The following is a 9,286-nucleotide window of genomic DNA, read 5'->3' as shown; positions in this document are numbered from 1 at the left end:
CTGTGGTTCCCGCCTGCAGTTCCCGGCTGATCGTTGACGCTGCCTTGCCGATCCGGAGTCCGATCGAGCGCATGCTCTCACCCTGCGCGCGCCCGAACGAGATCTCCTCCCGGTCCAGGAACGTCAGCCGATTCGATGTCGTAGTGCGCGGCGGAATCATCCCACCAGCCTCGCTTACCCAGTTCCGTGCGGTCGACGGATTCACGCCGGCCCGGTCAGCGGCCGATTTGGCCGTTCCACCAGCCCGTAACTCCTCCCAGAACCGACGACGAACCTCACGGGGAAAACCAGGAACACCAACCATTGCGAACACCTCTAATAATCAGGTGTTGCAACGACCCCCTGAACCCAAGGGGTGTTTCGGTCCGGAGCGGGTGAATCGGTGACCAAGGGCGGCGACGAACGAAGCCACCCATCCTTTCCGGGCCGGTCAGTCGGTGGCGATTTCGCGTCCGATCGAGGCGATCACCGAGTCGATGGCCGTGCCGGATCCGTCGCGCTTCGCGCCGGGATCCGGAATCGTCCTTGCCGATCCGTCCGCACCGACGGCGTGTGCTGGTGCAGGCCCGGCCCAGGCCAGCGAGAGACCGTCCTCGCCCTTGAGGAAGGAGTGTGCGCGCACCCCCGCTGTGGCACGGCCCTTCGCCGGGAACTCGGTGAAGAACGACACCTTGACCCTGCCCGGGTCGGTGCCCGGGATGGTTGCGGAGGACACCGACACCGTCGTGACGACGTTCTCGGCGTTGGGGTCGAGCGCCCCGAAGAAGATGACGTGGGCATTCGCCGGGAGATTCATGCCGGCGACGCCTCCCGCAGCGCGACCCTGCGGCCGGACACCGGATGCGGGGAAGTGCAGCAATTGCGCAGCGGAACTGATGAACACGAGTTCGGCTGTGTCAGGTGCCTGCGCCGCTCCGACCACTTCGTCAGACGGTTTGAGCCCGATGAGTTCGAAGTCCGGCTTGTTCGGCCAATCGCCCGGCGTAACTCGCTTCACAACACCCAGTCGCGTGCCGAGCGCGATCGGTACGGTACTCTCCAGCGACACGAGAGCGAGGATCCGCTCCGCCTTGTTCGGGAGTGCGAGGTAATCGGCGATCCGCACGCCCGCGGCGAGCTGCAGCGAGTTCGCAGGTACGACGGGCAGGTCGACGGCCGTGAACCGGATGAGCCGCCCACGAGACGTGACAGCGCCGATCTCGGCGCGCGAGGTGGTGTCGAGGAAGGACCGGACGGCGTCGTGCTTGCTGCGCCGGCGGGCTCGTGCCTGTGCGGGCGCTGGAGGCTCTTCGCCTTCGACACGGTCCACCCGGACCGCTCGGCCGGTGGTGCTGAGGAACACCCGGCAGGCGGTGTCCGCGACCTCGAGTTGCGCGGCCTGACGCTTTGATGCGGCGGTCGCAATGCTCGGCCGGGCTTCGGTGAGGAGAGTGCGGCGCGGCGTCCCGAACCTCTCGGCGACATCCGCCAGTTCATCTGCCACCTGTTTGCGGATGAGCGCCTGGCTTCCGAGGAGACGTTCGAGTTCGGCGATCTCCGCGAGAAGCTTGTCGCGTTCTGCCTCGAGCTCGATCCGGGAGAAACGGGTGAGGCGGCGAAGCCGAAGCTCGAGAATGTATTCCGCCTGAAGCACCGACAGGTCGAAGACTTCGACCAGTCGGATGCGAGCCTGGTCGGTGTCGTCGCTCGCACGGATGACCTGGATCACTTCGTCGATGTCGAGGATGGCGATGAGCATGCCCTCGACGAGGTGCAGTCGCTCCTTGCGCCGCGCGAGGCGGAACGCCGACCGCCGGGTGACGACCTCGATGCGGTGGTCGATGTACACCTGCAGCAGTTCCCGCAGGCCGAGAGTCTGCGGGCCGCCGCCGACGAGGGCAACGTTGTTGATGCTGAACCCGTCCTCGAGGGGCGTGTAGCGGTAGAGCTGCTCGAGGACGGCCTGCGGGCTGAACCCGGTTTTGATGCCGATGACGAGCCGGAGTCCGTGTTTGCGGTCGGTGAGGTCCGTGACATCCGAAATGCCGCTGAGCTTCTTGCTGGTGACACCGTCCTTGATCTTCTCGATGACCCGCTCAGGGCCGACCAGGTAAGGAAGTTCGGTGACGACGAGGCCGTTTTTGCGGGCTGAGAGGCTCTCAATGCTGACCTTGGCGCGGGTCTTGAAGCTGCCTCGGCCGGTGGCGTATGCGTCTTTGATCCCGTCGAGGCCAACGATCGTTCCGCCGGTGGGGAGGTCGGGGCCCGGCACATATTCCATCAGATCGTCGAGCGTGGCATCCGGATGGGAAAGCAAGTGCCTCGCGGCGCCGACAACCTCGATGAGGTTGTGTGGGGCCATGTTCGTCGCCATGCCAACGGCGATGCCGCTCGCACCGTTGACGAGCAGGTTCGGGAACGCCGCAGGGAGGACATCCGGCTGGGTCAGCTGGTTGTCGTAGTTGGGTACGAAGTCGACGACGTCTTCGTCGAGGTTCTCCGTCATCGCGAGAGCCGAGGCGTCGAGGCGGGCTTCGGTATACCTCGCCGCGGCGGGGCCGTCGTCGAGGGAACCGAAGTTGCCGTGCCCGTCGATCAGCGGCACGCGCAGGGTGAACGGCTGCGTGAGCCGAACGAGGGTGTCGTAGATGGCAGAGTCACCGTGAGGGTGGAGCTTGCCCATCACCTCGCCGACGACGCGTGCCGACTTCACATGGCCGCGCTCGGGGCGGAGTCCCATCTCGGACATCATGTAGAGGATGCGACGCTGCACCGGCTTCAGTCCGTCCCGGGCGTCGGGGAGCGCCCGGGAGTAGATCACGGAATAGGCGTACTCCAGGAACGACCCCTGCATTTCGACGGAGACGTCGACGTCTTCGATGCGTTCGGTGAAGTCATCGGCCGGGGGAGGAGTGTGTGTGCGGGACATCCGGAGTTTCTTAGGGAATTGGGGCAGGAGATCGGGCGATCGGCGGCCGCGTCGCGGTTGTGCCAGAATTGCCCGGATGGCCACCATGCTACCCACCGAAAAACCCGGAGCCCGAAGCCTTGCCGATGTTCTGCCGAATTCGGCACGCGCGCTGGCCGGGGAATCGAACCATTTGGAGCTCCCGCCGGTCCGTTCGGTGGTTGTCGTGGTGGTGGATGGTCTCGGCCGGTCCCAGTTGGCTGCCCGGACCGGTCACGCCCGGTTCCTTGCCGCTCGACCGCGTGAAGCGATCACTTCCGTCTTCCCGACAACGACCGCTGCGGCCCTCACAACGCTCACCACGGGCGTTCTGCCCGGGCAACACGGACTCGTCGGCTACCGCACTCTGGACGCCGCCAACGATCGACTGGTGAATCAGCTCACCGGGTGGGACGACGGGATGATCCCCGAACTCTGGCAGCGGGAGGCGACAGTGTTCGAGCAGGCCGCGGCAGGCGGCATCCGGAGTTTTGCCGTCGGCCCGGCGAAGTTCCGTTCGTCCGGATTCACCCGGGCGGTGCTGCGTGGCGCCGAATACCGTGGCGCGAACAGCATTGCGGAACGGTTCGCCGAAACGGCTCGGATCCTGGCGACCGGTGCACCGTCGCTCACCTACCTGTACATCCCCGAGCTGGACAAGGCTTCACACTCGTACGGTTGGGAGTCCCCGGAATGGCTCAGCTATCTCGAAGCCGTCGACGCGGAACTGCAGTTGTTCCTGAAGGCCGTGCCGCCGCGGGTCGGGGTTCTCGTGACAGCCGATCACGGCTCCGTCGACGTGCCGCACCGGGCGCACGTGCTGTTCGACCAGGCGCCGGAATTGGTGGAGGGCGTCCGACACGTCGGAGGTGAGCCCCGGTGCCTGCACCTGTACCTGGAGCCGGGAGCGACGGATGCCGACCGTCTCGCCCTTGCGACACTCTGGGAACAGAGCGAGGGGGAGCGGGCCTGGGTCGCCACTCGGGGAGAAGCGGTCACCGCCGGATTGTTCGGCGACGTGCATCCTGAGGTGCTGCCGCGAATCGGCGACGTGCTCGTTGCCGCCCGCAAACGCGTCGTCTACTACGACTCGCGACCCGTCGACCAGGCGGCACGGAACATGATCGGGCAGCACGGTTCGCTCACCGCGGAGGAGCGCATCGTGCCGCTCGTGCGACTGGGTGCGTTCGAGCGCTGAGCTTTCGATGACCGTCTGCGCCCGAGCGATACTTTCTCGCTAGTCCTCGTCCGACTTCGCGCCGAAAACGATCTCGTCCCACGAGGGCATCGCGGTTCGCCCGCGCTTGGGGCGCGTCGACGCGCTCAGTGTCTCCGGCGGAGTCGGCGACTCACTCGCCCGCGGGCCGTCGATGTCCAGCGGCACATCGACCGGGCGTGGAGATGTCCGTGCAGAGCTGTCATCGACTGGGCGATGCGCTGATTCCCGCTCACCCCGACGCTTCCTCAGCGCCTCGAGAAGGTCCGCCGTCTGGTTGGACTGGCCGTTGCCATCCTCGGAACGGTTGATCGCTGCAGCAGCTGCAGCCTTCGATGAGGACTGCGGCCTCGCGGCGATTTCGATGTGAGGCGAGAGATCGCCACTGTCTTCAGAGGTACGGAAGTTGAACGCGCCGCTATCGAAACGGGTCTCGTCCGGGTGGGCATCCTCGCGTTCCACCGCGCGGAGGCGGGGGATGAGTGCCGTCGGAAGCTCGCCCTGCTTCGAGAGAGTGACTGCTTCGCTGTTGAGCGGGGCAAGCGCCTGCCTCTTCGGCTCGAAGCTCCAGCGTGCGTCGTGGTCGACGTTCGCGGCCGAGAACGAAAGCTTGACGGTCCACCCGCCGCTGGATTCCTTCCAGCTGGTCCACCGCTCATCACTGGCACCGAGGGATTCGAGCCTGGCGCGGATGGCGGATCCGAACGTCGAGTCGTCCTCGTCGGTGGTCGGCTCGATGGCCGTCAGTACCTGGACGCTCAGCGCGGCGCCGACGATATGCTCACGCTCGGCAAGCACAGGGCCCTCGAACCGCTGGATGTAATCGAGGTCGGCACCGGTCAGGGTGGCGACCTCCTCGGCCGACATGCCTGAGCGGATGTGTGCCTGGACCTCACGCGGGCTCAGCTTCGGACCGCTCGAGGGCTCCTGCCTGCTGCGGCGCACGTGCGACTGCAGCACGTCGTCGATGAGGAGCCGGAAGCGCTCTCCGCTTTCGGTGGCTGCGATGAGCGCGCCGTCCTCGACGCCAATGACTTTCAAGTCGTGCATGATCAACTGCCTTTCAGGCTGTGATTTGTTCCTCAAATGGTGCCACGGCTTCCGCGATTCTTTGGGAATACCGTGGGCGTGCCGCGGGTTCTGCTTTTCGGAAGCGAACGCAGAGCGGTTCCGGTTTGCTATTCATCTCGTAATCATGCAAACTATCGCCGCCGACAGCGATCGGACGACAACATAAGAAGTGGATGGACATGGCAACGGATTACGACGCCCCCCGCAAGACCGACGATGATTCAGAGTCGATCGAGGCCCTCAAGGAGCGCGTGCCAGACAAGCTGTCCGGATCCGTCGACGCCGAAGACGCCGACAACCCCGGTGGTTTCGACCTCCCTGGAGCAGACCTCTCCGACCTCGATCTCGACGTCGTCGTACTCCCGCCCCAGGCGGATGAGTTCACCTGCGTGAACTGCTTCCTCGTGAAGCACCGTTCACAAATCGACCACGAGTCGAAGCTCGGACCGATCTGCGCGGAGTGCGCCGCCTAAGGACGTTCCTTGGCACCTGCTGGCCGTCGCGATCCCTCGATCGCGGCGGCCAGTTCTCGTGGTCGGCGAGTGGAGATCAGCCAGTACGGTGTCGGGTCGGCCGGGTCGTGAAGTGGGATGACGACGACCGGGTCGATGGACCCGCGGATCAGCAGCCAAGCCCTGGCGTCGAGACGCTGCCCGCGCTGCAGGGTGGCTTCCTGCCCGGTGAAGATCTGGGGCTCTCCGAGCAACTCCAGTGAGACCTGTGCGCGACCGGCGTGAAGCATCCGCTCGTTCACCTCGATGGTCGGAGCGCCGAGGAGGAACAGCGCGACGCACCCCCCGTAGAGGAGGATCGCCGTCACGATGCCTGCCGTCATGGAGATCGGGGCGAGCACCAGCATGCTTGCCGGGATCACGAGGGCCGAGGCAATCAGAAGCCAGGGCGCAGGCCACAAACGTTCGCGATATCGGGTCATCGGCTCTTCCATTCAGACTTCTGCACTACCCTCGACACGTGATCGAAAGCGTTGACGTACTCATTATCGCCCCGGAGCTGCCGGTGTACTCGCACCCAGGCGACGCGGGCGCTGACCTGAAATCGACGGATGCGGTAACCCTCGCACCGGGGGAACGGGCCGTGATCGGCACAGGCGTCTCGATCGCCCTCCCGGACGGCTACGTCGCCTTCGTCGTACCCCGGTCCGGCCTCGCAGCCAAGCACGGCATCACCGTCGTCAACGCGCCGGGCACAGTCGACGCCGGATACCGCGGCGAAATCAAGGTAACCCTCCTCAACACCGACCAGTCGAACGCGTACACGATCGCCCCAGGAGACCGGATCGCGCAGATGATCGTGCAGCCCGTCAGCCGGGCGCGCTTCGTATCGGTCGACACGCTCCCGGGCAGCCTCCGTGGCGATGGCGGCTTCGGCTCCACCGGGTACAACACGTCAGGAACAGGACCCCAGGAATGATCAGGAAGAACAAGCAGAAGGACATCGAGACGACGGAGTCGACCCTCGACGCAGACCTCGACACCACCGCCGAAGACGTCGTCGTCGACAACGCGACGGTCGATGACACGGAACTCGAAATTCTCGACGCGGATGTCGAGGCGGGAACCGACCTGTCGAAATCGGCCCCGGATGATCGCAGCACCGAAGGCCCGCTGGATGAAGCCGAGGCGAATTCGGTCCGCCCGTACATCGACCTCGGCGGAGTGAAGATCCTCCCGCGTGAAGGATTGAACCTGCGCCTCGAGGTGGAGGAAAGCACCAAGCGCATCGTCGCCGTCGGACTGGACTACGCCGGCTCCACCCTGCAGATCCAGCCGTTCGCCGCGCCGAGGAGCACCGGGCTGTGGAACGAAACCCGGGTGCAGATCCAGGAACAGATCGCCAAGCAGGGTGGAACCGCTACGGAGCGAGAAGGCGTCTTCGGGCCCGAGCTCGTCGCTGAAGTCCCTGTCGTCCAGGGTTCGAATGGGGCAGCCGGCATGAGGATCGCCCGGTTCGTCGGTGTCGACGGGCCGCGCTGGTTCCTCCGCGGCGTCATCGCGGGCGAAGGAGCAACCGACCCGGATGCCGCAGCGAAGGTCGAAGACCTTTTCCGCAGCATCGTCGTCGTGCGCGGCTCCGCTCCGATGCCGCCGCGCGACCTCATCCCCCTCAGGATGCCTGCGTCCGCAACTCCCTCAGCCTGATCACGACCGATGAGCGACAACGTCCCCGAGGAACGCACGGGCGCCACCGAACCCGACACCGCTGACACGATTGCGGCGGCGCTCGGCAGCGCGGCCGCCAGGTCCGGGCTCGGCGCCCTCGCCCAGGCGGATAAACCCAACGGCAAGGTCCTGCTCGAGGCGATGGGCGGCATCCGGGGAATCGTCGAAGCCGTCCTGCCTGGGCTTCTCTTCCTCGTCGTGTACACGCTGACGCAGCATCTCCCGTTGTCGCTCGGCATCTCGGTCGGTGTGGCCGCGATCTTCACCGTGCTTCGGCTCGTGCAGCGCACACCCGTCTCCTCCGCACTCGGTGGGCTTCTCGCCGCCGGCGCCTCAGCGGCGCTCGCGCTGTTGACCAACCGGCCCGAGGACAACTTTGTGCTCGGCTTCCTCACCAACGGCGCCTACGCCGCCGCGCTGCTCATCTCTGTCGCGGTCCGCTGGCCGATCATCGGCCTGATCGCCGGTTACCTGATGAACGAGGGCACCGCCTGGCGCCGCATCGCCGTCAAACGACGGGTTTTCGCGGTCCTCACACTCTGCTGGGCCGGCATGTTCCTCCTCCGGCTCGGCGTGCAGCTCCCGCTCTACCTCGCCGGCAACGTCGAATGGCTCGCGGCGACGAAACTGATCATGGGCATCCCGCTCTACGCACCCCTGCTGATCGTCACCTGGCTGGTCATCCGCGCGGTTTACCGGAAACTGCCCGCCGCCTCCTGATAGAGTTATCTCGACATCAAGATAAATCGGGTCGATGGTCGAAACGGATGCTGCGCAGCTGGTTAGGTTCGCCTTGCTAGCCACGCACGGGGTCGGGAAACCACTATTGACCTATGGCAGGCGTGTATGTGCCTGTGCCAACGAAGGAGAAGGCCAGTGTCTACCGTAAATAGCTTTGGGGCGAAAAACACACTCTCGGTCGGGGGCACCGACTACGAGATCTTCCGGCTAGACGCCGTCGAGGGCTCAGAGAAGCTCCCGTTCAGTCTCAAGGTTCTCCTCGAGAACCTCCTGCGCACGGAGGACGGCAAGAACGTCACCGCTGAGCAGATCGGCAGCCTCGGCGAATGGGTCCCGACCGCGGAACCCGACACCGAGATCCAGTTCACCCCGGCACGCGTCGTGATGCAGGACTTCACCGGCGTGCCCTGCATCGTCGACCTCGCCACCATGCGCGAAGCGGTCGCCGAACTCGGGGGAGACCCCACGAAGATCAACCCGCTCGCGCCGGCTGAACTCGTCATCGACCACTCGGTCATCGCTGACCTGTTCGGCACCGAGGACGCGCTCGAGCGCAACGTCGAGATCGAATACCAGCGGAACGGCGAGCGGTACCAGTTCCTCCGCTGGGGCCAGACCGCGTTCGAAGACTTCAAGGTCGTCCCGCCGGGAACCGGCATCGTGCACCAGGTCAACATCGAGTACCTGGCCCGCGTCACCTACACCCGCACCGTGAACGGCGCACTCCAGGCCTACCCGGCCACCCTCGTCGGCACCGACTCGCACACCACGATGGTCAACGGCCTCGGCGTGCTCGGCTGGGGCGTCGGCGGCATCGAAGCCGAGGCGGCGATGCTCAGCCAGCCGCTGCCGCTGCTCGCACCTGAGGTGATCGGCGTACGAATGACCGGTGCGCTGCGCGAAGGCGTGACCGCCACCGACCTCGTGCTGACGGTGACCGAGATGCTGCGCAAGTACGGCGTTGTCGCGAAGTTTGTCGAGTACTTCGGCGACGGGCTCTCCAACCTGACGCTGGCCGATAGAGCGACGATCGCAAACATGGCGCCCGAGTACGGCGCCACGTGCGGTTACTTCCCGATCGATGAGGAGACGCTGGCGTTCCTGCGCCGCACCAACCGGCTCCAGGGGGTCGAGCTCGTCGAGCGCTACGCC

The 9,286-nt window shown here is 65.6% G+C and carries 10 protein-coding genes; 6 read left to right on the top strand and 4 right to left on the bottom strand.

What is annotated here, in order from left to right; translation table 11 throughout:
* Together ACLQ62_RS11730 and ACLQ62_RS11725 are read right to left on the bottom strand one after the other, a co-directional pair.
* On the bottom strand, positions 1-304 hold a 304-nt coding region (locus ACLQ62_RS11730), incomplete at its 3' end, for a helix-turn-helix domain-containing protein (RefSeq protein ID WP_411721815.1).
* Positions 305-430: 126 nt separating this feature from the next.
* A complete protein-coding gene (locus ACLQ62_RS11725; RefSeq protein ID WP_411721814.1) occupies positions 431-2,908 on the bottom strand; it encodes a DNA topoisomerase (ATP-hydrolyzing) subunit A in 2,478 nt (825 codons plus the stop codon).
* Positions 2,909-2,984: 76 nt separating this feature from the next.
* Here ACLQ62_RS11725 and ACLQ62_RS11720 point away from each other — a divergent pair, with 76 nt between their 5' ends.
* On the top strand, positions 2,985-4,124 hold the full coding sequence (locus ACLQ62_RS11720; RefSeq protein ID WP_411721813.1) for an alkaline phosphatase family protein: 1,140 nt from the start codon (positions 2,985-2,987) through the stop codon (positions 4,122-4,124).
* Positions 4,125-4,163: 39 nt separating this feature from the next.
* On the opposite strand, the gene sepH is transcribed toward ACLQ62_RS11720, so the two are convergent.
* On the bottom strand, positions 4,164-5,192 hold the full coding sequence (gene sepH / locus ACLQ62_RS11715; RefSeq protein WP_411721812.1) for a septation protein SepH: 1,029 nt from the start codon (positions 5,190-5,192) through the stop codon (positions 4,164-4,166).
* 200 nt (positions 5,193-5,392) lie between these two features.
* Here sepH and ACLQ62_RS11710 point away from each other — a divergent pair, with 200 nt between their 5' ends.
* A complete protein-coding gene (locus ACLQ62_RS11710; protein ID WP_297358619.1) occupies positions 5,393-5,686 on the top strand; it encodes a DUF4193 domain-containing protein in 294 nt (97 codons plus the stop codon).
* On the opposite strand, the gene ACLQ62_RS11705 is transcribed toward ACLQ62_RS11710, so the two are convergent.
* Positions 5,683-6,147 (bottom strand): DUF3093 domain-containing protein, encoded by a 465-nt coding sequence (locus ACLQ62_RS11705; protein ID WP_411721811.1) that lies wholly within the window; start codon positions 6,145-6,147, stop codon positions 5,683-5,685. The genes ACLQ62_RS11710 and ACLQ62_RS11705 overlap by 4 nt on opposite strands.
* Positions 6,148-6,185: 38 nt before the next feature.
* Between ACLQ62_RS11705 and dut the strand changes: the two genes are divergently transcribed.
* From dut to ACLQ62_RS11685, 4 genes are all read left to right on the top strand, one after another.
* A complete protein-coding gene (gene dut / locus ACLQ62_RS11700; protein ID WP_411721810.1) occupies positions 6,186-6,644 on the top strand; it encodes a dUTP diphosphatase in 459 nt (152 codons plus the stop codon).
* Positions 6,641-7,372: a DUF3710 domain-containing protein gene (locus ACLQ62_RS11695; protein ID WP_411721809.1), complete on the top strand. Its 732-nt coding sequence runs from the start codon at positions 6,641-6,643 to the stop codon at positions 7,370-7,372. Before dut ends, ACLQ62_RS11695 begins: the two co-directional genes overlap by 4 nt.
* A 9-nt stretch (positions 7,373-7,381) precedes the next feature.
* Entirely contained in the window at positions 7,382-8,113 is a 732-nt protein-coding gene (locus tag ACLQ62_RS11690) for a DUF3159 domain-containing protein (RefSeq protein WP_411721808.1), read from the top strand.
* 156 nt (positions 8,114-8,269) lie between these two features.
* The coding region (locus ACLQ62_RS11685; protein WP_411721807.1) for an aconitase family protein at positions 8,270-9,286 on the top strand (1,017 nt) is incomplete at its 3' end.

This window comes from Mycetocola sp. (assembly GCF_046716805.1).
Lineage (GTDB): Bacteria > Actinomycetota > Actinomycetes > Actinomycetales > Microbacteriaceae > Mycetocola_A.
Note: the sequence above shows the minus strand (reverse complement) of the source record. Positions and strands in the feature narration are given on the sequence as shown.